The organism is Streptomyces shenzhenensis (assembly GCF_021462265.1).
Lineage (GTDB): Bacteria > Actinomycetota > Actinomycetes > Streptomycetales > Streptomycetaceae > Streptomyces > Streptomyces shenzhenensis.
The window spans coordinates 197,102-218,112 of sequence record NZ_JAJONF010000001.1; the positions used below are offsets into that span (position 1 = coordinate 197,102).

General features: G+C 73.2%; 18 protein-coding genes. 10 read left to right on the forward strand and 8 right to left on the reverse strand.

From position 1 onward, the window contains the following. Window positions 1-90: 90 nt before the first annotated feature. Window positions 91-1,038 (reverse strand): RluA family pseudouridine synthase, encoded by a 948-nt coding sequence (locus tag LQ326_RS00900; RefSeq protein ID WP_234531459.1) that lies wholly within the window; start codon window positions 1,036-1,038, stop codon window positions 91-93. 107 nt (window positions 1,039-1,145) lie between these two features. Beyond that, window positions 1,146-2,651 carry an amino acid permease gene (locus tag LQ326_RS00905; RefSeq protein WP_234531460.1) on the reverse strand — a complete coding sequence of 502 codons (1,506 nt, stop codon included), beginning with the start codon at window positions 2,649-2,651 and terminating at the stop codon, window positions 1,146-1,148. 237 nt (window positions 2,652-2,888) lie between these two features. On the opposite strand from LQ326_RS00905, the gene LQ326_RS00910 reads away from it, so the two are divergent. The 3 genes from LQ326_RS00910 to LQ326_RS00920 all read left to right on the forward strand — a co-directional run bounded on the left by LQ326_RS00910 (window position 2,889) and on the right by LQ326_RS00920 (window position 5,511). Beyond that, window positions 2,889-3,524 (forward strand): PadR family transcriptional regulator, encoded by a 636-nt coding sequence (locus LQ326_RS00910; protein WP_234531462.1) that lies wholly within the window; start codon window positions 2,889-2,891, stop codon window positions 3,522-3,524. Between the two features lie 197 nt (window positions 3,525-3,721). Further along, window positions 3,722-4,738 (forward strand): ABC transporter ATP-binding protein, encoded by a 1,017-nt coding sequence (locus LQ326_RS00915; RefSeq protein WP_234531463.1) that lies wholly within the window; start codon window positions 3,722-3,724, stop codon window positions 4,736-4,738. After that, window positions 4,735-5,511 carry an ABC transporter permease gene (locus LQ326_RS00920; RefSeq protein WP_234531465.1) on the forward strand — a complete coding sequence of 259 codons (777 nt, stop codon included), beginning with the start codon at window positions 4,735-4,737 and terminating at the stop codon, window positions 5,509-5,511. Before LQ326_RS00915 ends, LQ326_RS00920 begins: the two co-directional genes overlap by 4 nt. A 53-nt stretch (window positions 5,512-5,564) precedes the next feature. Here LQ326_RS00920 and LQ326_RS00925 read toward each other — a convergent pair whose 3' ends face one another. Then, window positions 5,565-6,410: a siderophore-interacting protein gene (locus tag LQ326_RS00925; protein ID WP_234531466.1), complete on the reverse strand. Its 846-nt coding sequence runs from the start codon at window positions 6,408-6,410 to the stop codon at window positions 5,565-5,567. 117 nt (window positions 6,411-6,527) lie between these two features. After that, window positions 6,528-7,457, reverse strand: a complete 930-nt coding sequence (locus LQ326_RS00930) for a 5'-3' exonuclease (RefSeq protein WP_234531887.1) — start codon at window positions 7,455-7,457, stop codon at window positions 6,528-6,530. A gap of 847 nt (window positions 7,458-8,304) precedes the next feature. Here LQ326_RS00930 and LQ326_RS00935 point away from each other — a divergent pair. Then, window positions 8,305-8,877 carry a helix-turn-helix domain-containing protein gene (locus tag LQ326_RS00935; protein ID WP_234531467.1) on the forward strand — a complete coding sequence of 191 codons (573 nt, stop codon included), beginning with the start codon at window positions 8,305-8,307 and terminating at the stop codon, window positions 8,875-8,877. Window positions 8,878-9,016: 139 nt separating this feature from the next. Next, the gene (locus tag LQ326_RS00940) at window positions 9,017-9,745 is read left to right on the forward strand and encodes a helical backbone metal receptor (RefSeq protein WP_234531468.1); all 729 of its coding nucleotides are present in this window, start codon (window positions 9,017-9,019) and stop codon (window positions 9,743-9,745) included. Here the strand turns inward: LQ326_RS00940 and LQ326_RS00945 are convergent. Beyond that, the gene (locus tag LQ326_RS00945; RefSeq protein ID WP_234531469.1) at window positions 9,657-10,775 is read right to left on the reverse strand and encodes a TDT family transporter; all 1,119 of its coding nucleotides are present in this window, start codon (window positions 10,773-10,775) and stop codon (window positions 9,657-9,659) included. The two genes, LQ326_RS00940 and LQ326_RS00945, sit on opposite strands and share 89 nt — an antisense overlap. 71 nt (window positions 10,776-10,846) lie before the next feature. On the opposite strand from LQ326_RS00945, the gene LQ326_RS00950 reads away from it, so the two are divergent. Further along, window positions 10,847-11,767 carry a LysR family transcriptional regulator gene (locus tag LQ326_RS00950; protein WP_234531470.1) on the forward strand — a complete coding sequence of 307 codons (921 nt, stop codon included), beginning with the start codon at window positions 10,847-10,849 and terminating at the stop codon, window positions 11,765-11,767. A 675-nt stretch (window positions 11,768-12,442) separates the two neighbouring features. Here the strand turns inward: LQ326_RS00950 and LQ326_RS00955 are convergent. Further along, window positions 12,443-13,135, reverse strand: a complete 693-nt coding sequence (locus tag LQ326_RS00955) for a gamma-glutamyl-gamma-aminobutyrate hydrolase family protein (protein ID WP_234531471.1) — start codon at window positions 13,133-13,135, stop codon at window positions 12,443-12,445. Between the two features lie 70 nt (window positions 13,136-13,205). Then, window positions 13,206-13,940: a FadR/GntR family transcriptional regulator gene (locus LQ326_RS00960; protein WP_234531472.1), complete on the reverse strand. Its 735-nt coding sequence runs from the start codon at window positions 13,938-13,940 to the stop codon at window positions 13,206-13,208. Window positions 13,941-14,101: 161 nt separating this feature from the next. Between LQ326_RS00960 and LQ326_RS00965 the strand changes: the two genes are divergently transcribed. The 4 genes from LQ326_RS00965 to LQ326_RS00980 are packed head-to-tail and all read left to right on the forward strand — an operon-like array spanning window position 14,102 to window position 18,503. Beyond that, a complete protein-coding gene (locus tag LQ326_RS00965) occupies window positions 14,102-15,460 on the forward strand; it encodes a glutamine synthetase family protein (RefSeq protein ID WP_234531473.1) in 1,359 nt (452 codons plus the stop codon). Window positions 15,461-15,468: 8 nt separating this feature from the next. Then, window positions 15,469-16,848 carry an aldehyde dehydrogenase family protein gene (locus LQ326_RS00970; RefSeq protein WP_220214489.1) on the forward strand — a complete coding sequence of 460 codons (1,380 nt, stop codon included), beginning with the start codon at window positions 15,469-15,471 and terminating at the stop codon, window positions 16,846-16,848. Continuing rightward, the gene (locus LQ326_RS00975) at window positions 16,845-17,636 is read left to right on the forward strand and encodes a 3-oxoacyl-ACP reductase (RefSeq protein ID WP_234531475.1); all 792 of its coding nucleotides are present in this window, start codon (window positions 16,845-16,847) and stop codon (window positions 17,634-17,636) included. Before LQ326_RS00970 ends, LQ326_RS00975 begins: the two co-directional genes overlap by 4 nt. A 48-nt stretch (window positions 17,637-17,684) precedes the next feature. Then, on the forward strand, window positions 17,685-18,503 hold the full coding sequence (locus LQ326_RS00980) for a DUF2510 domain-containing protein (protein WP_234531888.1): 819 nt from the start codon (window positions 17,685-17,687) through the stop codon (window positions 18,501-18,503). Here the strand turns inward: LQ326_RS00980 and LQ326_RS00985 are convergent. Next, window positions 18,500-19,702 carry an amino acid deaminase/aldolase gene (locus LQ326_RS00985; RefSeq protein ID WP_234531476.1) on the reverse strand — a complete coding sequence of 401 codons (1,203 nt, stop codon included), beginning with the start codon at window positions 19,700-19,702 and terminating at the stop codon, window positions 18,500-18,502. The genes LQ326_RS00980 and LQ326_RS00985 overlap by 4 nt on opposite strands. Window positions 19,703-21,011: the final 1,309 nt, after the last annotated feature.

Consider the following 21,011-nt stretch of genomic DNA (forward strand, 5'->3'; position numbering starts at 1 on the left):
GCGACGGGCCGGCGGCCGGGTGCGGCACCGTCGTGGCCGGTCGCGCCCACGCGGCGGCGGCCGCACCATCGCCTACAGCCCCGCGCACCTTCAGGGCGCTGCCCAGTCCTCGTACGACTCCCAGGCCCGCAGCGCCCGCCGGCTGCGCAGCCGGCGCTCCACCCCCGTGACCGGATCGGTGAACTCCAGGCTCCGTGCCAGCAGTTGCAGCGGACGCCGGAAGTCACCGTCCGGCACGGGGCCGGTCACGACCGGATACAGCGGATCGCCGAGAATCGGCACCCCCAAGGCGCTCATGTGGACGCGCAGTTGATGGGTCTGCCCGGTGTGCGGGGTGAGCCGGTAGCGGCCCAGGCCTTCCCGGTGTCCGGCCAGTTCGACAAGGGTCTCCGCGTTGGGTTCCCCGTCGATCTCCCGGGCCGCGGGCACCCCGCGTTCCTTCAGGATGCGACTGCGCACGGTGCGGGGAACCGCGAGCGAAGGATCGTACGGCGCGATCGCCTCGTACTCCTTGCGCACCCGCCGCTGGCTGAACAGCGTCTGGTAGGTCCCGCGCTCCTCGGGGCGCACGACCAGCAGCACGAGCCCGGCCGTGAGCCGGTCCAGCCGGTGCGCGGCCCCGAGCCCGGGAATCCCGAGCTCCCGCCGCAGCCGGGCGAGGACGGTCTCGGTGACATGACTGCCGCGCGGGGTGGTGGCGAGGAAGTGCGGTTTGTCGACGACGACGAGGTGGTCGTCGCGGTGGACGACTTCGAGGGGGAAGGGGACGGGGACCTCGGGGGGCAGGTCGCGGTGGAACCAGAGGTAGCGGCCGGGGGAGTAGGGCGTGCGGGCGGCGACGGGGTTTCCGTCCGCGCCCACGACCAGCCCCGAGTCCAGCATCTCGGCGACCGCGCCGGGAGCGGCCCCGGAGAGCCGTTCGATCAGGTAGTCGCCGACCGTGGCCCAGCCGTCGGCGAAGGGCAGCCGCACCCGCACGGGGTCCACCCCCTGGCGCTGGGGCAGGGGGGAGGGCGGGGCCGCAGTCTTACGTCTCATGTGCGGCCAAGGCTACGGCCCCGCGCCCCCTCGGGGGTGCGGGGCCGTAGCGACATGCGTTCCGCCGCGGGTGCGCGGCCCGTCCCCGCGCACCCGCGTCCGGCCGGCTACGCCACGGCCTCCGGCACCGCGACCGCACTCGGAGACTCCGCGCGGGTGAGCCGCCAGGCGCCGCCCGCCACCACGGTCCCGGCCAGGAACAGCACGGTGAACCACCGGAAGTACCAGTGACCCCCCGCGGGGTCGTACACCGCTCCCCGAGGCCACGCCAGGTTCACGGTCATCACCAGCCCGTACAGCAGCGCGACCGCGTTCACCGGCACTCCCCACCGCCCCAGCGAGAACAGCGCGGCCCCGGTCTCGTCCGTCCCCTCGACCCGGAACTCACCCCGCAGCCGCCGCACCAGCAACGGTCCGGTCACCATCGCGTAGGCGAGATACAGCATCACGATGCAGGTGGTCCCGATCGCCAGGAACGCGTCCGGTGACCCGAAGTCGAGCAGCAGCAGCGCACCTGCCAGCACCCCCACCACCACGGCCGGCGCCGCCGGCATCCCGGTCCGCGGGTTCACCCGCGCCAGCCGGCCGGCGAACGGCAGCTGCCCGTCCCGGGCCATGGAGAACAGCATCCGGGACGCCGCCGTCTGGATCGCCAGCGTCGCCACCGCGATCGCCACCACCACGTCGGCCAGCAACACCCGCCCCACCCCGTCCCCGAGGCTGCTGGTCAGCACGTAGCTGAGCCCGTCGACCCCCAGGTGCCCGTCGGTCAGACTGGGCGCGGCCAGCAGGCCGCCCAGGACGACCAGGCCGCCGAGCAGGCCCGCGGCGGTCAGCGCCGTGAGGATCGTGCGCGGCGCCGTACGCCGCGGGTGGTGCGTCTCCTCGCTCATCTCCCCCGCGCTGTCGAAGCCGATCATCACGTACGCGGCCGTGAACGAGCCGACCAGCAGCGCGCCCAGCAGGCCGCCCTCGGCGGCCGTACCGGTGTGGAAGGTGATGCCGGGGGAGCGCTTGGAGTGGGTGAGCAGGAGCACGATGATCAGGACCGCGCCGATGATCTCGGCGGTCACCCCGACCCGGTTGATCACGGACATCACGCGGTTGTCCACGATGTTGACGAGGGTGGTCAGCACCAGCAGTACGACGCCCAGCACAGCGGCGTTGGCAGCCCCGTCGGCCGAGGCCGGCGAGGGATCCGTGCCGATCAGCTGGAAGCCGGACCAGAGGGCGGGCAGCACCATCTGCAGCGCGAGCGCGGCCGCCGCGACCACCACGATCTGCCCGATCACCATGATCCAGCCGGCGAACCAGCCGAAGGACGGGTTGGACAGGCGGGAGGACCACTGGTAGATGGCGCCGGAGATCGGATAGCGCCCGGCCAGTTCGGCGAAGCACGCGGCCACCAGCAACTGGCCGGTCAGCACGGCCGGCCAGGCCCAGAAGAAGACCGGGCCGCCGAAGGCGTACCCGAAGGCGAAGAACTGGAAGACGGTCGTCAGTACGGAGATGAAGGAGAACCCGGCGGCGAACGAGGCGTACCGGCCGAGGCTGCGGTGCAGCTCCTGGCGGTAGCCGAACTCCTCCAGGGAGCGGTCGTCGAGTGTCGTCACGGCGGCACCTGCCTGTCAGGCGGACTTCCTGTCTGGGACGGGAATCGCAGATTTCCTGTCGGGCGACAGAAATTAGGGACGCGCTGTTTCGGACGCGTCACGCCGGCGTGTCCGGGGCGGGCCCAAGTCCTCACTCTCTTGCGGATCTGCCTCAGACGCGATACATCGTGTGTATTGACGTCTCTGGCCGACTCGCGATATGTTCGGCCACGGATATTCGGAGGCGAGGAGGTCGGTATGGCAGCGAAGCGCCGCAAGCTCAGCAATCCCCTGGCGCTCGTCGTGCTGACGACCCTCTGGCAGAAGCCGATGCATCCGTACGAGATCGCCCAGACCATGCGCCGGCAGGGCAAGGACACCAGCACCCGGATCAACTACGGCTCGCTCTACACGGTCATGCAGAACCTGGAGAAGCACGGCTTCGTCGAGGTGGCCGACGTGGAGCGGCGGGGCAACCGCCCGGAGCGCACGGTCTACGGCATCACCGACGCCGGGCGCGAGGAGATGATCCACTGGCTGTCCGACCTCATGGCCGTCCCGGCGAAGGAGTACCCGATCTTCGAGACGGCGCTCTCGCTGATGGGCGCTCTGCCGCCGGACGAGGTCGAGCGCCTGCTGGAGCAGCGGCTGAGCTCCCTGGAGGTGGAGGTCGCCGGCGGCAGGGCCGTGCTGGAGAAGCTGCACGAGACGCTGCCCCGGCTGTTCGTCGTCGAGGTCGAGTACCACCTGCACATGCTGGAGGCGCAGGCCGCATGGGTCCGCGGCTTCGTGCGGGAGATACAGGACGGTTCGCTGCCGGGCGTCGAGGGCTGGCGCCGGTTCCACGAAACCGGCGAACTGCCCCCGGAGTTCACGGAGGTGGACCAGCAGTAGAGGAAGCCGAGCGGGAAACAGACCCCGGCAGAGCTGTTGCAGCAGCTCCGCCAGGGTCTCGAACCCCGAGCTGAACCCGCCGTGAGGCAGATCCGGGCGATCGAGGTGCGGCACACCCAGGATAGCCCGGTGCTCCTCAAGCGGATCAGCTGTCATCCCCTGTCATCTGTCATCCGCTCACTCAGGAGAGCCCTGTCATGAACACCCGTGCGCCCGCAGTGCAGGCGCGCCAGCTGATCAAGACCTATCCCGGTGACGTCACCGCGCTCAACGGCATGGACGTCACCGTCGAACCCGGCACCGTCTTCGGGCTCCTCGGACCCAACGGCGCCGGCAAGTCCACCACCGTCAAGATCCTCACCACGCTGGCCCGCCCCGACTCGGGCACCGCCACCGTGGCCGGCCACGACGTGCTGCGCCACCCCGACCGGGTGCGCCGCGCGATCGGCGTGGTCGCCCAGAACTCCGGCGCCGACCCCGGCGCCACCGGCCGCGAGAACCTCCGGCTCCAGGGCAGGCTCTACGGCCTGCGGGGCGCCCCTCTCGACCGCCGCGTCGACGAACTGCTGGACCGCTTCACCCTCACCGAGGCCGCCGGCCGCCAGGTCAAGGGGTACTCCGGCGGGATGCGGCGCCGGCTCGACGTGGCCCTCGGGCTGGTCCACAACCCTGAGGTGCTCTTCCTGGACGAGCCCACCACCGGCCTGGATCCGGAGGCCCGCACCGCGATGTGGGAGGAGATCGGCCGGCTGGCCGGGGAGGAGGGCCTGACCATCCTGCTCACCACGCACTACCTGGAAGAGGCCGACCGGCTCGCCGAGCGGATCGCGATCGTCGACCGCGGCCGGGTCGTGGTCGAGGGCACCCCCGACTCCCTCAAGGGCGAACTGCGTGGCGACGCCGTCCACGTGGAGCTCCGCGAGGCGCCCGGGGAAGCCGGCAGCACCCTGCTCACGGGCGCCCTGACCGGGCTGCCGGGCGTGCACGAGGTGCTGTTCGACGGGCGCCGGATCAGCGCCCGCGCCGACGACGGGGCCGCCGCGATGCCCGCGCTGCTCGCCGCCCTTGAGCGGGCCGGGGTGACCGTGGTGTCGGCGACCGTCGCCCGGCCCTCCCTCGACGACGTCTATCTGCGCTACGCCGGCCGCCGTTACGCCGAGGCCGACGCCGCCGACGGCTCCGGCACCCTCGCCCTGGCCGGAGGTGCCCGATGAGCAACGCCGTATCCCAGACCTGGTACATGACCCAGCGCCAGCTGCTGGTGTTCGCCCGCCAGCCCGCCTACGCGATCATCACCCTGATCCAGCCGGTGTTCTGGCTGTTCCTGTTCGGCAACCTCTTCAAGAAGGTCGTCGAGCTGGGCGGCTTCGGGACCACCTCCTACCTCGACTACCTGGTGCCCGGCGTGGTGGTGATGAGCGCCCTCAGTTCCAACATGTGGGCGGGCATGGGCACGTTGGAGGAGATCCAGCGCGGCACCCTCAACCGCTTCCTGACCACCCCGGTCAGCCGGGCCGCGCTGATGAACGGCAATGTGGTGAACAACGGCCTGGTCACCGCGGGCCAGTCACTGATCATCGTGCTGCTCGGCCTGCTGGGCGGCGCCGAATACCCGGGCGGGATCGGCGGCACGGCCGTCCTGGTGGTGGCCGCCGTGCTGCTCGGCACGATCTTCGGCGCGCTGTCCAACGCGCTCGGCATGCTGGTCCGGGAGCGCGAGTCGATCATCGGGATCAACACCTTCCTGCTGCTCCCGCTGACCTTCCTGTCCAGCGCCTTCATGGCGCCGTCCCAGATGCCCGGCTGGATGCGGCACACAGCCGACTTCAACCCGCTCAACTGGGCGATGGTGGCGGGCCGTTCGGCGATGTCGGCGGACCCCGACTGGGGGGCGGTGCTCGGCCGCGGCGGAGCGCTGCTGGCGCTGGCGGTCGCGGCCGTGTGGCTGTCGATCAGGACCTTCAGGTCGTATCAGCGCTCTGTCTGAAACGGCCGGCGCGGGCCCGGCCGCACCCTCGGGTGCGGCCGGGCCCGCACGTCTCAGGCCGCGGCCGCGCCGTTCTCCTGCTCCGCCTCGATCCGGGCGTTCCACTCGCGCTTGGAGGCCTGCCAGCCGTCCTCGTTGTGGCCGAGGCGCCAGTAACCGGAGATCGACAGGTCCTCGCGCGGGATCCCCTTCTGCACGCGCAGCAGCCCCCGCAGCTCCTTCACGAAGCTCGCCTCGCCGTGCACGAAGGCCTGCACCCGGCCCTCCGGGAACTCCAGCGCCCGTACGGCCGCGACCAGGGCCTCGCCGACCGGCCGGGAGCCGCGGTGCAGCCAGACGACCTCGACGTCGGCGTCGATCTTCTGCTCCTCCTCGGGGCCGGAGACCTCGACGAAGGCGAACGCCTTCGCCTCGGCCGGCAGGGACTCCAGGGCGCGGGCGATCGCGGGCAGCGCGCTCTCGTCACCGGCGAGCAGATGCCAGTCGGCGTCCGGGTCGGGTGCGTAGGCACCGCCGGGTCCCAGGAAGCGCACGGTCTCGCCGGGCTGGACCCGGCAGGCCCACGGCCCGGCCAGGCCCTCGTCGCCGTGGACCACGAAGTCCAGGGTCAGCTCCCGGTGTTCGGGGTTCCAGGAGCGCACGGTGTAGGTCCGGGTCACCGGCCAGTGCTCGCGGGGAAACTCGGCGCGGATCCGCTCCAGGTCGAAAGGCTCCGGATAGGTGACGCCCTCCGGTCCGAAGAGGAGTTTCACGTAATGATCGGTGCAGGTGTCCGCGGCGAAGCCGGCCAGTCCGTCACCGCCGAGGACCACGCGCTGCATGTGCGGGCTCAACCGCTCGGTGCGCACCACCTGAGCGGAATGGGGCTTACGCGGCTTACGTCCCGGGCGCTCTGCCATGACCGGCCTCCCAGCTCAATTGGTTAGGTTTGCCTAAGTTAGCACTTCCCTTCCAGTTAACACCTCTTCCATGAGCACTTGATGAGCGGGTTTTGCCGGAAGCATTCCTTCGACGGGTCAGGCTTCCAGCGTCGCCAGCAGACGGGTCAGCGAGCCGCCCAGCCCCCAGCGAGCGGCCAGCGCGTTCAGTCCCGCCGGGTCGCGGGGGGTCTTGGGCAGCGCGGTGTCGACGCCCGGCAGCGGTACGTCACCGGCGACCCGGACCACCCGCGGGGCCACGGCGACGTACGGCCGGGCCTCGTCCAGCCGCTTGCGCTGCGACGGCGTGAGTTTCGCCTTCGGGTCGTCGACCGCGGCCATGATCCCGGCCAGGTCACCGAACTCGGCGAGAAGCCTGGCGGCCGTCTTCTCCCCGATGCCCGGCACCCCCGGCAGGCCGTCGCTCGGGTCGCCGCGCAGCAGCGCCAGGTCCGCGTAGCCGCGCCCGTCGACCCCGTACTTCTCGCGCAGCCACGCCTCGTCGGTCGTCTGCAGCGTGCCGACACCCTTCAGCGGGTACAGCACCCGCACCCCGCGCGCGTCGTCCACCAGCTGGTAGAGGTCGCGGTCACCGGTGACGATGTCCACCGGGCCCTCGGCGCGCGCGGTGAAGGTGCCGATCACGTCGTCGGCCTCGTACCCGGCGACGCCGACCCGGGCGATGCCGAGCGCGTCCAGAACCTCCTCGATGACCGGCACCTGCGGGGCGAGGGTGTCCGGGACCTCCTCCTCGTCCGGTCCGCTCTCGTGCTCCGCGGCGACCCGGTGCGCCTTGTAGGAGGGGATGAGGTCGACCCGCCACCGCGGCCGCCAGTCGGCGTCCATGCAGGCCACCAGCAGGTCCGGACGGTGGTCCCGGACCAGCCGGTCGATGAAGTCCAGCAGCCCGCGCACGGCGTTCACCGGCGTGCCGTCCGGCGCCCTCACGGAGTCCGGGACGCCGAAGTAGGCGCGGAAGTACAGCGAGGCGGTGTCGAGAAGCATCAGTCGTGCGGTCACGCCCCGCATCATGCCGTACGGCACTGACGGCGTCCGGGCGCTGCGCCGGGAGCCATGGACCGGCACCCAGGTACCAGCCCTCCCTTCCGGCCCGCCGGCGGCCCCTGCGGACGGGGCAACGCCTGCGAGAAGGATCCGGCCAACCACAGAGCGCTACGGCACCGCCCAAGCCGTTCCGCCCCGCCGGCCGGGACGGCCGACCGCACGTTCGACGCGAGCCGCGCCCTGCTCCCGCTGCGCCGAGGGCGTCCCCGACGGCACCGCGGTCCACGCCGACCCCGGGGAACCGGCCGCCCCCTGCCGCGGCGCCAGCCCTCAACTCCGCGCCGGCCCGGGGTGCTTCACCGTCCGGCGGGCCCGCCCGGAGCACCGCCTCCACCAGGCACTCCGCGCCCGGGGCGGCGCCGGGAACATCGGCGGCCGCCCGCGCATTGAACTCATGGGGCGTCTGCTCGTGCGGACGGGGGCCGGCGCCTGTGGGCCGACTGAGGGAGCCGGCCCGCGTACGCCTGCGACCCCGCCTCCGGACGGGCCGACCGGTACCGCCCCCGCCTCCCCCGGCGGCAGCCGCGCCTTCGCCCGTCCCCCGGCCGGGCCGATCACCGGCCCCGACGGCCGTCCCGCCCTCTGGTCAGCGCGTTCATCCCGAAGGAGGAGCCGGTGCCCGGCGGGTCCGGCCGTCCGGTGTACTGGCGCGAACCGTGAGGGTCGCACTCACCGGACGTGACAGGGATGTGACGGCTGCCTGAAACGGTTTGCCGAACATGCGTAGGGTGCAGAGAACCCATCAGGAGGGACCCGGCCGAGGCTGGGCACCCGGAGGACGGAACGACGAGCGAAGGAGGGAGCCGGAGCGATGGGCGACCACAAAGACCAGCAGCCCGTGCGGGTGGGCGCGGCAGTCCGGCGGCGCCGCCGCGCGCTGGAACTCACCCTCGCCGTCGTGGCCGAGCGCAGCGGCCTGTCGGTGCCCTTCCTGAGCCAGGTCGAGAACGACAGGGCCCGCCCCAGCCGCACCTCCCTGGAGAAGCTCGCCGACGCCCTGCGCACCACGGCCGTCGAACTCCTCGCCGCCGCCGACCCGGCGTGCAGCGTCGACGTCGTACGGGCCGAGGACGCCACCGAGCCGGACTTCGCACCCCAGGTGCGTTCCCTGGTCCGCGGTCACCACCAGCTGCACGCCTCGGAGTTCACCGGCGACCACGACGCCGGCCGCGAATTCCAGCACCGCAACGACGAGTTGATGTATGTCGCCGACGGCGCCGTGGAGATCGAGGCCGAGGGCCGCGCCTACCGCCTCGGCCGCGGCGACACCCTCTACCTCACCGGCGGAGTCCGCCACCGCTGGCGTGCGACGGTCCCGGACACCCGGGTGATCGTGGTGGCGGTGGCGGAACACATCGAGGCAGTCCACGATCGCCAGCGCTGATCTTCCCCGTCCTGAGACGCCCGGCTCCGAAGCGCCCCGTAAGGGGCGCGGTGCCGCATCCGAGAGGCTGCTGCCGCCGCGGGGGCGCGACCGGCCACCACGCGCCCGCGGCGCACCACCGCGCGTGGCACCACCGCGCGTGGCACCACCGCGCGTGGTCTCCCTCGTACCGTCCCTCACCGAGGCGATCGCCGAGACCCGTCCAGGGGTTCTCGTCGGCGCCACGGACTGGTGCACCCACCCGGCCCGTCTCGGCGTCCCCCGCATCGGCGGCACCAAGAACCCCGCCCTCGACCGGATCCTCGCCCTCACCCCCGACCTGGTGATCGCCAACGAGGAGGAGAACCGCGCCCCCGACCTGGACGCCCTGCGCACGGCAGGCCTGGAGGTGCTGGTCACGGAGGTGCGGGACCTGCCACAGGCCTTCCGTGAACTGGAGAGGGTCCTGACCGCGTGCGGCGCGAGCGGCCGCCCCCGCTGGCTGGACGAGGCGGAGCAGGCGTGGTCCGCGCCGGTGCCCGCCGGCCCTGTGACGACGGCGGTCGTACCGGTCTGGCGGCGGCCCTGGATGGTCCTCGGCCGGGACACGTTCGCGGGCGACCTGCTGGCCCGGCTGGGCGTGCACAACCTCTTCGGAGGACACCCCGAGCGCTACCCCCGCGTCCCGCTCGGGGAACTGCGCGACGCCGACCCCGACCTGGTCGTCCTCCCGGACGAGCCCTACCGCTTCACCGCCACCGACGGCCCCGAGGCGTTTCCCGGACTGCCCTGCGCGCTGGTCAGCGGACGGCACCTGACGTGGTACGGACCCTCACTGGCCGAGGCGCCCCGGGTGCTGGCCGAGGCCCTGCGAGCAGCTGACCGCTGAGCAGCCCGCGTACGGTGCCGGAGGCGGCCGCCAGCCAGCCGGCGACGAGGACGGCGTACAGGGCCGCCGCCAGCCAGTGGTACGCGGCGAGCCCGGTGTGCCGCCCGAGCGCGGCGGCGCCCGTGACGCACGTCCCCACGGGGAAGGTGAACGCCCACCATGTCATGGTGAACCGCATCCCCTGCCGCCACGCCCGCGCCACATGGACGGCCGACAGCGCCAGCCACAGCAGTGCGAACCCCATGACCGGAACGCCGTACAGCACCGCGAGGAGGCCGAAACCAGCGGCGTACGGCGCCGGTACCACGCCGGGGGCGAGGTCCGCGAAGGCACCCACCGCCGTCGTGGACTGCCCGAGCGGGCCCAGCACCAGGAAGGCCGTGGGGGTCAGCGCGAGCGGCAGCGGACCGCCGGCGATCAGCCGGCCGAAGACGAGCCCCAGCATGAGCAGCGTGCTGAGCAGACTCAGCCCGAAGAGCGCGAAGCAGCCGTAGAGCAGGGTCTCGCGCGCCTGCCCGGGCGGCAGATGCGGGACCAGCTGCGGCCCGAGCGCGGCCGACACCATGGGCGCCACCAGCGGCAGCAGCCACACCGGGGAGGCCTGGCCGGGGTCGACGCGATGCCGTACGGCCATCAGGTACGGCACGGCGACGGCCGCCGCGAGTCCCACGGCGGTACCGGCGACGAAGAGCACGGAGCCGAGCGTGACGGCGGCAGGCTCCCCGATCCAGTCCCGTCCGAGGGCCAGCGCACCGCCCCCGACGGCGAGCAGGGCCATGGCGAGACAGCCGTAGAAGGGTGCCACGGCGGGGTCGAGGAGATGCGCGCGGGCCTGGTCGCGGTGGTGGGCCCAGTGCAGGGCCCGGGCGGCCAGCAGGACCACGAGCTGGAGCAGGGACAGCGCCCAGACACTCACGAAGAGCTCGCGCGAGCCGTTGACGCCGAGTGCGCCGCCGCCGAGGGCGAGGGCTGCGGTGCCCATGACGGACGCGTACCAGTTGGGGCCGAGATGACGGACTGCGGTGACCATGAATCCAACGGTTCCGCTGTTCCGCGCGGCCGACCAGGGAGCTCTTCTCTATGGGGGCATAAGCTGGTCTTATGAGCGAGACGGAGGAACGGGCCACAGGGGGCACGCTCGCGCACCGGGTGCCGGACCTCGGCGCGCTGGAGCTGCTGCTGGCGGTGGCGCGGCTGGGCAGCCTCGGGGCGGCGGCGCGGGAGGTCGGCATCACCCAGCCGGCGGCCAGCAGCCGGATCCGTTCCATGGAACGGCAGCTGGGCGTGGCCCTGGTCGACCGCTCGCCGCGCGGCTCCCGGCTCACCGACGCGGGGGCGCTGGTGACCGACTGGGCGCGGCGGGTGGTGGAGGCGGCGGAGGCCTTCGACGCGGGCACCCAGGCGCTCCGGGACCGGCGGGACTCGCGGCTGCGGGTGGCGGCGAGCATGACCATCGCCGAGTACCTGCTGCCCGGCTGGCTGCTCGCGCTGCGCGCCCAGCGTCCCGACACGGCGGTGTCGCTGCTCGCCGGCAACTCGGCGGCGGTGGCCGAGCGGCTGCTCGCGGACGAGGCGGACCTGGGCTTCGTGGAGGGCCTGACGGTTCCGCACGGCCTGGACTCGGCGGTGATTGCCCACGACCGCCTGATCGTCGTGGTCGCCCCGGCCCACCCCTGGGCCCGCCGTCGGCGCCCGCTCGCGGCGGCGGAGCTGGCGGCGACCCCGCTGATCCTCCGCGAACGCGGCTCGGGCACCCGCCAGGTCCTCGACACGGCGCTGGGCGGCCTGGCCCGCCCGCTGATCGAACTGTCGTCGACCACCGCGGTGAAGGCATCGGCGGTCGGCGGCGCCGGGCCTGCGGTCCTCAGCGAACTGGTGGTGGGGGAGGAGCTGGCGATGCGGCGGCTGGTCGCCATCCCCCTGGAGGGCATCGCCCTCCGCCGCGACCTACGCGCCGTGTGGCCGACAGGCCACCGCCCGACCGGCCCCGCCCGCGAGCTGCTTTCCCTGACCCGCGCCTGAAAACCCTTCGCCCACCCACCACCCGACTCGCTCCCGCAAAGAGCAACGGCCGGAAGGAAGCCCCGTCCGGCACACGAGGACGAGGACCGGTCCGTGCCCGCCTCGAGTCTGTCCGGCGGACGAGGGCGAAGGCTGGTCTGTGCCTGTCTCCAGTGTCCGGCGGACGAGGGCGAAGGCGAAGGCCGGCCCGTACCCCTCTCCAGTCTGTCTGGTGGGCGAGGACGAGGGCCGGTCCGTGCCCGCCTCCAGTCTGTCCGGCGGCCAGGGGCGAAGGCCGGGTTGTGTCCGTCTCCAGTCTGTCCGGTGGGCGAGGACGGTGGTTGGTCCGTGCTCGCCTCCAGCCCGTCCGGCGGCCGGGGGCGAAGGCCGGGCTGTGTCCGTTTCCAGTCTGTCCGGCGGCCAGGGGCCGAAGGCCGGGCTGTTCCCGTCTCCAACTGCGCGGTGGACGGGGACGGTGGCTGGTCTGCGTCCCTGCCTCCAGTCTGTCCGGCGGACGAGGACGAAGGCCGGTCCGCACCCCCCACCAGCCCGTCCGGCGTTTGAGGACGAGGCCGTTCAGGCCGATGCGGGGGTTCGGGGGCGGCAGCCCCGGAGCGGGCGGTCGAAGGGGGCGCACTCCCTGGAGGACGGGACGTGGACGGGACGGGTAGGGGCGGCGGGGGCGAAAACCGCTGCTCAGCGCGCGGACGCGGCGGCGACCAGTGCCTCCATCACCCGCAGGTCCTCGCCCATCTCCGGATGCCACTGCACCCCGAGGACCCAGCCGTCCCCGGCGGGCAGTTCGATCGCCTCGACCGTGCCGTCGGCCGCGTACGCCGACACCAGCAGCCCCGCGCCGAGGCGGTCCACCGCCTGGTGGTGGAAGGTCGGGACCGACGTCTCCTCCGGGACCGTCCCGGCGTACCGGGTGCCGGGCACCGGCTTCACCTCGTGGCGGCCGAAGACCCCGGGCACCTCCGCATGGCCGTCGATGTGCTGGACGAGGGTGCCCCCGAGGGCGACGTTCAGGAGCTGCATGCCCCGGCAGATGCCGAGCAGCGGTACGCCGGCGGCCAGCGCGGCGTCGATGAGGGCCAGCTCCCAGGCGTCCCGGGTGCGGGCGGGACGCCCGGTGCGGGGGTCGGGCTCGGCGCCGTAGCGGACCGGCTCCACGTCCGGGCCGCCCGCGATCACCAGGCCGTCCAGGCGCGTCACCGTCGCCGCCGCGTGCTCGGGGGCGTCCGGCGGCAGCAGCGCGGCCAGGCCGCCGGCCCGCTGGACGAGGCGTGGGTAACCGGCAGGCAGCAGGGCCGCCTCCAGCTCCCAGACTCCCCAGCGCACTCCGGCCTCCAGGTATGTGCTCACGCCGATCAGCGGCCGCCCGGTCATGGACCCTCCCCAGTCATAAGGTGTGCGTGCGTACCTTTATCGCACACCTCGGTGACGCGTCGGCCGGCCGTCACGCCAGGAAGCCCCGCAGCAGCGCCGCCGTCCCCGCGCAGTGCTCCCGCATCATCTCCCGCGCGCCGTCGGCGTCCCCGTCCAGCACCGCCTCCACCAGGGCGATGTGCTGGCGCTGCGAGTGCTCCAGGTTGCGGACCAGCAGCGGGATGCAGTCGAGGAGGTCGTTCACCGTCGCGCGCACCGCCGCGTACTGGGCGGTGAGGGACGGGGAGCGGCACAGCTCGGCGATCGTCAGATGCAGCAGGGTGTCCAGGCGGCGGTAGTCCGCCAGCGGCGCCTCGTGCGTGCGGGCCAGCGCCTCCCGCAGCCTGAGCGCCTGCTCGCCGGTGAGCCCGTGCGCCGCGCACAGGCCCGCCGCGCCCACTTCGAGGACCTCCCGGAACCGGAGCACGTCCTCGATGTCGACCTCGGTGATCCGGCGCCGCAGCTCGCCCTCGCCGCCCGCGTCCGTGCGCGGCAGCACGAACGTACCGCCGTACCGTCCGCGCCGGGACTCCACCAGACCCTGGTCCTGAAGCACCTTCAGCACCTCGCGCAGCGTCACCCGGCTGATCCCGAGCCGCTCCGCCAGAACCCGCTCGGCGGGCAGCCGCTCGCCGCCCGGAACCAGGCCCAGCCGGACGACCTGCAGGATCTGCTCCAGCGCCTCCTCGAAGCCGTTGCCCGCCCGCACCGGTCGCAGCACCGGAGTCAACGGGTCGTCGAGGGCGCCGTCCGCGTCCAGCGACATATGGCCGTACCCCCTTCCCAAGCAATGGTTCTCTTCAATACCTTAGAGCTCCCCGTCCGGCCGCAGAAGCGCATCGTCAGCAGTGGCCGCAGCAGACCCGCGGCAGCAGCAGTACCAGCAGTACCAGCGGTACCAGCGTGAAAGAAGCCGAAGGAGCTCCCGTGGCAGACCGCACACCCCCGCTGAGCGTCGAGGAACTGCACACCCTCGTCGCGGGCGGTGAGATCGACACCGTCGTCCTGGCCTTCCCCGACATGCAAGGGCGGTTGCAGGGCAAGCGGTTCGCCGCCCGTTTCTTCCTCGACGAGGTCCTGCGCCACGGCACGGAGGGCTGCAACTACCTCCTCGCCGTCGACACCGAGATGAACACCGTCGACGGCTATGCCATGTCCTCCTGGGACCGCGGCTACGGCGACTTCGCCATGCACCCCGACCTCGCCACCCTCCGCCGCGTGCCCTGGAACGCGGGCACGGCGATGCTCATCGCCGACCTCGCCTGGAACGACGGCTCCCCGGTCGTCGCCGCGCCCCGGCAGATCCTCCGCCGCCAGCTGGAGCGCCTCGCCGAACTCGGCTACACCGCACAGGTCGGTACGGAGCTGGAGTTCATCGTGTTCAAGGACACCTACGAGGCGGCCTGGGACGCGAACTACCGGGGACTGACCCCGGCCAACCAGTACAACATCGACTATTCGGTGCTGGGCACCGGGCGGATCGAGCCCCTGCTCCGCCGGATCCGCAACGAGATGGCGGGCGCGGGTCTGACCGTCGAGTCCGCGAAGGGCGAGTGCAACCCGGGCCAGCACGAGATCGCCTTCCGCTACGACGAGGCCCTGGTCACCTGCGACCAGCACGCCGTCTACAAGACCGGCGCCAAGGAGATCGCCGCCCAGGAGGGCGTCTCCCTGACCTTCATGGCCAAGTACAACGAGCGGGAGGGCAACTCCTGCCACATCCACCTGTCGCTGGCGGACGCGGAGGGCAACAACGCCTTCTCCTCCCAGGGCCACATGTCCGACGTGATGCGGCACTTCCTCGCCGGACAGCTCGCCGCCCTCCGTGACTTCTCGCTCCTCTACGCCCCCAACATCAACAGCTACAAGCGGTTCCAGCCGGGCTCCTTCGCCCCCACCGCCGTCGCCTGGGGCCAGGACAACCGCACCTGTGCACTGAGGGTCGTCGGCCACGGCCGTTCGCTGCGCTTCGAGAACCGGCTGCCCGGCGGCGACGTCAACCCGCACCTCGCCGTCGCCGGTCTGGTCGCGGCCGGCCTGTACGGCATCGAGCAGAAGCTGGAACTCCCCGAGCCCTGCCCCGGCAACGCCTACACCGCCGACTTCGCCCACGTCCCCACCACCCTCCGCGAGGCCGCCGAACTCTGGGAGAACAGCCCCGTGGCGAAGGCGGCCTTCGGCGACGAGGTCGTCGCGCACTACCGCAACATGGCCCGCGTCGAGCTGGAGGCCTTCGACGCCGCGGTGACCGACTGGGAGCTGCGCCGCTCCTTCGAACGCATGTGAGGCATCACTTGTCGCAACAGTACGAACTCGACGTCCTCAACCCGGCCACGGAGGAGGTGATCGCGACCGTCCCGGGCGCCGCGGAGCAGGACATCGACACCGCCGTACGACGGGCCGCGCGGGCCCAGGAGCGCTGGGCCGCGCTCGCGCCCGGCGAACGGGCCCGGCTGCTGCGCCGGTTCGCCGTCGCCGTCGACGAACACCGCGAGGAACTCGCCCAGTCGGAGGTCCGGGAAGCCGGGCACACCGTCGGCAACGCCCGCTGGGAGGCCGGCAACGTCCGCGACCTGCTCGACTACGCGGCCGGGGGAGTGGAGCGGCTGACCGGACGCCAGATCCCGGTACCCGGCGGCCTCGACGTCACCCTTCTCGAACCCCTCGGGGTCGTCGGCGTCATCGCCCCCTGGAACTTCCCCATGCCCATCGCGGCCTGGGGCACCGCGCCCGCCCTCGCCGCAGGCAACGCGGTGATCCTCAAGCCCGCCGAGACCACCCCGCTCACCGCCCTGCGTCTCGCCGAACTCGCCCTGGAGGCAGGGCTTCCGGAGGGCCTGTTCCAAGTCCTGCCCGGCCGGGGTGACATCGCCGGCGAGGCCCTGGTCCGCCACCCCGGCGTCGCCAAGATCGTGTTCACCGGCTCCACCCGGACCGGCAAGCGCATCATGGCGCTCTGCGCCGACCAGGTGAAGCGCGTCACCCTCGAACTCGGCGGCAAGAGCCCCAACCTGGTCTTCGCCGACGCGGACATCGAGGCCGCCGCGGCCGCTGCCCCCATGTCCTTCCTGGACAACTCCGGCCAGGACTGCTGCGCCCGTACCCGCATCCTCGTCCAGCGGCCGGTCTACGACCGCTTCCTGGAACTCCTCGCCCCCGCGATCGAGTCCGTCACCGTCGGCGACCCGGCCGACGAGCGGACGGACATGGGCCCGCTGATCTCCGGGGCCCAGCTGGAGCGGGTCCGTTCCTACGTCGACGCGGACGCGCCCGGCATCCGGGGCAAGGCCCCCGAGGGCCCCGGCTTCTGGTTCCCGCCGACCGTCCTCACCGGCGTCGACCCGCACGCGCGCGTGGCCGTCGAGGAGGTCTTCGGGCCGGTCGCCGCCGTCATCCCGTTCGAGGACGAGGCCGACGCGATCCGGCTTGCCAACGGCACCGACTACGGCCTCTCCGGCTCCATCTGGACCCGGGACGTGGGCCGCGCCCTGCGCGTCTCCCAGGCCGTCAAGGCCGGCAACCTGTCCGTCAACTCGCACTCCAGCGTCCGCTACTGGACCCCCTTCGGCGGCTACAAGCAGTCGGGGATCGGCCGTGAACTCGGCCCGGACGCGCTCACCGCCTTCACCGAAACCAAGAACGTCTTCATCAGCACGGAAGGCCCCGCACAGTGACCGCTCAGACCCCTGACACCGTCTGCCGCCGGCTCGTCGGCCGTACCGCCGTCATCACCGGAGCCGGCAGCGGCATCGGCCTCGCCACCGCGCGGCGGCTGGCCTCCGAGGGCGCCCACGTCGTCTGCGGCGACGTCGACGAGACCCGGGGCAAGGCCGCCGCCGAGGAGGTCGGCGGACTCTTCGTGAAGGTCGACGTCACCGACGCCGACCAGGTCGAGGCGCTGTTCAAGACCGCGTACGACACCTACGGCAGCGTCGACATCGCCTTCAACAACGCCGGTATCTCACCGCCCGACGACGACTCCATCCTGGAGACGGGACTGGAGGCCTGGAAGCGCGTCCAGGAGGTCAACCTCACCTCCGTCTACCTGTGCTGCAAGGCCGCCATCCCCTACATGCGGCGGCAGGGCAAGGGCTCCATCATCAACACGGCGTCCTTCGTGGCCCGGATGGGCGCGGCCACCTCGCAGATCTCCTACACCGCCTCCAAGGGCGGCGTCCTGGCCATGTCCCGTGAACTGGGCGTGCAGTTCGCCCGGGAGGGCATCCGGGTCAACGCGCTCTGCCCCGGACCGGTCAACACCCCCCTCCTCCAGGAGCTGTTCGCCAAGGACCCCGAGCGGGCCGCCCGCCGCCTGGTGCACATCCCGCTGGGCCGGTTCGCCGAGGCCGAGGAGATCGCCGCCGCCGTCGCCTTCCTGGCCAGCGACGACTCCTCCTTCGTCAACGCCAGCGACTTCCTGGTGGACGGCGGGATCTCCGGGGCGTACGTCACGCCCCTCTAGGAGTCCGGGTACGGACCCCCACCCCCGTCCTACAGTGCGGGAGTGAGCATGACGCCGCCGCCCGGCTGGTACGCCGCCCCGCACGCCCCGCACCTGGAGCGCTGGTGGGACGGCCGGGCCTGGACCGAGCACCGGCGCACCCCGTCCGGCCTCCCCGCGCCGCCGCCCCCGGCGGCCGGGGTGTCCGGACGGGCCAGGGCGGTCGCGCTGACATCCGCCGCGGCCGTGCTGGCCACCGCGATCGTCTGCGGCGCGACCGTGCTCCGCACCGACGAGGCGAGCGGCCGGGCCGACACGACGGTCCGCACCGCCCCCGGTCCGGCGGCGCCCCCGGACCGCGTCGTCGACCAGCTCAACGGCATCAGCCTGCCGGTGCCGGCCGGCTGGACCGGCTCCTCGTACCCCGCCCAGGACGACGTCGTGATGACCACCGCCGGCACCTACGCCTGCCCGGCCCGCACCGGCCGGTGCCGCCACGGCCAGGTCATCAGCCTTACGGCGGGCGGCGCCGACGGAGCCTCCCCGCGCACCGTCGCCGAACGCGACGTACCCGAGGCGGCCGAGGCGGCCTACGGCCACGATCCCGGCGGCCGGCGTCCCTTCGGGGGCATCCGCTCGCACCGGGTCGTCAAGGCCGGGCGGGTCGCGGTGGCAGGCCGCGACGGCTACCTGGTGCGCTGGCGGGTACGGACGGCCGACGGACCGGGCGGCTACGTCCAGGCCGTGGCCTTCCCTTCCGCCACCGGCATCCCGGCCCCGGTCGTCGTCCGGCTCGTCCTCGACGCGGGCCCGGACGGACCGCCGCTGTCCGACATGGACGCCATCACCAGCGGCATCCGCCCGGTCGGTGACCAGCCCGCCGGTTAGAGGAAGGTGTGACCTTCACCCCGGTACGTCGGCACGGTCGCCGTCACCCGGTCGCCCTCGACCAGTTGCAACTCGGCGAACCGCTCGCACAGCTCGCCCGCCTTGGCGTGCCGGAACCACACCTTGTCGCCGATCAGCAGATCGTCCGCCGCCGAGCCGAGCAGCGGCGTCTGCACCTCACCGGGGCCCTCCTGCGCGTCGTACGACAGCCCCTCCGGCAGGTACGGCACCGGCAGCCGGTCCGGACCCGCGACGCCCGAAGCCGGGTAACCGCCGCCCAGGACCGTGACGACCCCGACACCGGGCCGCCGCACCACCGGCATGGCGAACAGCGCGGCCGGACGGCCGGTGAACGAGGTGTAGTTGTCGAAGAGACGCGGCACGTACAGGCCCGACCCGGCCGCTATCTCGGTGACCGAGTCCTCCGCCGCCGTGGTCTGCACACTGCCCGTGCCGCCGCCGTTGACGAACTCCAGGTCCGGCGCCACCGCCCGGACCGCCCGCACCACCGCGGCGCGCCGCTCGGCCAGCTCACGACGGGCGGTGGCCTGCATCAGACGCACCGCGCGGGAGCGCAGCGGCCGCCCGGCGACATCGTCCCCGACCCCGGCGATATGCCCCTCGTACCCCATGATCCCGACGAGCCGGAACCCCGGGCGCCGTGCCACCACCCGGGCGAGGTCGGCCAGTTGGGCCGGGGAGTGCAGCGGCGAGCGCCGGGCCCCGACCCGCACCCGCCCCCCGAACAGCTTCAGCGAGGTGTCCAACTCCAGGCAGACCCGGACCACTTCACCGCCGCCGTCACGGGCGGCGTCGATCAGGTCGAGGTGTGCCGGGTCGTCGATCATCACGGTCACGGCGGCGGCCAGCTTCGGATCGGCGGCCAGTTCCGCGAACCGGGCCCGGTCCGCGGACGGATACGCCAGCAGGACGTCGTCGAACCCCGAGCGCGCGAGCCACAGCGACTCCGCGAGCGTGAACGACATGATCCCCGCGAAACCCTCCTTCGCGAGGACCCGTTCCAGCAGGTGGCGGCAGCGCACGGACTTGCTCGCGACCCGGATCGGCTTGCCGCCGGCCCGGCGTACGAGGTCGTCCGCGTTGGCGTCGAAGGCCTCCAGATCAACGATCGCGACAGGGGCGTCCAGGTGGGCGGTGGCCCGGTTGTAACGGGCCCGGTCGGCGGCGCGCGCAGTCATGAACGAAGCCTGCCAGACAGGATTACCGCAGGGTAGAGGGACGATCCGGGCAGATGCCCCGGGGGCGCGGACTGGTTCCCGTTCGCCCTCGGACAACCCGTAGAGTGACGCGCACGTACGGCGGCACGGACCCGGCCGTCCGGCCCGTGCCGGGATGCGGATCCGCGTGTGCGGGTATGCGTGCCCGGGGGCGGACGTCTCCGCGCCGGGGAGCACGACGGCCCGCACGAGGAGTTGGCCCGGGCATGAGGAAACGGGGGGCGCATGAGCACTGAAGCGCGGCACGCCCCGATACCACGCCGCCCCTCGCCCGGCCCCGTCCCGGCAGAGCCCGCCGGGGAGTCCGCGCGGGCGGCCGACGGGTCCCGGCCGAAGAACGAGGTGACCGGCGAAGGTGATGCCCCCCGCACGGGTGACGCGTTCGGCCGGGCGGACCGTCCGGGGTTCTTCGACCGGCCGAACCGGGTGAACCGACCGCAGCGGCCGGACGTATCCACGGAGGGGACCGGGATCACCGGGCAGGACCAGCTGCCGGGAGCGCCTGGCGGGCAGCAGAGTCGTGATGACCGGACGAGTCGGGGCGGTGCGGTGGGCCAGGGCGAACAGGGGGCGGGGGACAGGAGCGCAGGCCGCTCGGCGTCCGCCGGACGCATCACTCGGCCCCGCTACCCCAACCTCCGGCCGCCTGAGGGCCGGCCCGCCGCGTCCGCACCGCCCCCGCCGGCCTCGGCCCGCTTCCCGGACACACCCCCGGCGCCCTCCGGCCGGGAGACCGGCCGAGCGGTGCCGCCGGTGCCGTCGGCGTTCTCCGGTGGGCAGACCGGTCGGGAGGGGCCGTCGCCGTCCCCGGGCCGGGACTCCGGCCGGCCGGTGCCGCCTGAGGCCCCTGTGCGGGGCGCGCCGTTCCGGCTGTCGTACGGTCCGGGCCCGTCGCCCCGGCGCACGGGTGCCGGCCCGGAACCGGGCGGCTCGCGACGCCCTGAGCGTACGGCCGGGGAACCGGACCCGTCGCCGGGTGAACGGCGTGCGGCCACCGGGGCGCGGGCCACGCGCCCGGGCACCCCCGCCGAGCCGCCGAGCGACGCGGCCACGGGCACGTCCGGCACAGCCGTACCCGGACGGCTCGACCGGCAGCGCGGCGACTTCCCGGCCACCACCATCGGCGCGCCGGAGTCGGGCAGCGCGTGGAGCCCGCACATGCGGACGTTCCCCGTACCCACGGCCCCGCCCCGCCCCACGACCCCCCCGAAGGCCGCCCCACCGCCGTCCCGCCCGCCCCAGCCCCCGGCCGCCGACACCCCACCACGTC

Coding starts and splice junctions, on each gene's coding strand:
- LQ326_RS00900 (WP_234531459.1), bottom strand. CDS start 1,038: ATGAGACGTAAGACTGCGGCCCCGCCCTCCCCCCTGCCCCAGCGCCAG.
- LQ326_RS00910 (WP_234531462.1), top strand. CDS start 2,889: ATGGCAGCGAAGCGCCGCAAGCTCAGCAATCCCCTGGCGCTCGTCGTG.
- LQ326_RS00915 (WP_234531463.1), top strand. CDS start 3,722: ATGAACACCCGTGCGCCCGCAGTGCAGGCGCGCCAGCTGATCAAGACC.
- LQ326_RS00920 (WP_234531465.1), top strand. CDS start 4,735: ATGAGCAACGCCGTATCCCAGACCTGGTACATGACCCAGCGCCAGCTG.
- LQ326_RS00925 (WP_234531466.1), bottom strand. CDS start 6,410: ATGGCAGAGCGCCCGGGACGTAAGCCGCGTAAGCCCCATTCCGCTCAG.
- LQ326_RS00930 (WP_234531887.1), bottom strand. CDS start 7,457: ATGCGGGGCGTGACCGCACGACTGATGCTTCTCGACACCGCCTCGCTG.
- LQ326_RS00935 (WP_234531467.1), top strand. CDS start 8,305: ATGGGCGACCACAAAGACCAGCAGCCCGTGCGGGTGGGCGCGGCAGTC.
- LQ326_RS00945 (WP_234531469.1), bottom strand. CDS start 10,775: ATGGTCACCGCAGTCCGTCATCTCGGCCCCAACTGGTACGCGTCCGTC.
- LQ326_RS00950 (WP_234531470.1), top strand. CDS start 10,847: ATGAGCGAGACGGAGGAACGGGCCACAGGGGGCACGCTCGCGCACCGG.
- LQ326_RS00955 (WP_234531471.1), bottom strand. CDS start 13,135: ATGACCGGGCGGCCGCTGATCGGCGTGAGCACATACCTGGAGGCCGGA.
- LQ326_RS00960 (WP_234531472.1), bottom strand. CDS start 13,940: ATGTCGCTGGACGCGGACGGCGCCCTCGACGACCCGTTGACTCCGGTG.
- LQ326_RS00980 (WP_234531888.1), top strand. CDS start 17,685: ATGACGCCGCCGCCCGGCTGGTACGCCGCCCCGCACGCCCCGCACCTG.
- LQ326_RS00985 (WP_234531476.1), bottom strand. CDS start 19,702: ATGACTGCGCGCGCCGCCGACCGGGCCCGTTACAACCGGGCCACCGCC.